The 256-nt window shown below is 37.9% G+C and carries 1 pseudogene; it reads left to right on the top strand.

Annotated features, from left to right (window positions below):
* Positions 1–256 (top strand): annotated as a pseudogene (locus tag ACFIK8_RS10530) (DNA topoisomerase I); the annotation flags it as partial.

Raw genomic sequence — 256 nt, 5'->3', positions numbered from 1 at the left:
AGAATATGGTTTCACAGCAGATCTTGAGGAAAAACTGGATCTTATATCGGATGGAAAACTTTCCTGGAAAGACGTATTGCGCAATTTTTGGGATGGGTTTAATGCGTCTATTACCAATATCCAAGAATTGCGTATAACGAATGTCCTTGATGTTTTAAACATAACACTAGCACCTTTAATCTTTCCTGAGCGTGAGGATGGAAACAATGTTCGTTCCTGTCCTCTTTGTTCGAGTGGACAATTATCATTAAAACTC

This window comes from Bartonella sp. MR168JLCBS (assembly GCF_042194175.1).
Note: the sequence above shows the minus strand (reverse complement) of the source record. Positions and strands in the feature narration are given on the sequence as shown.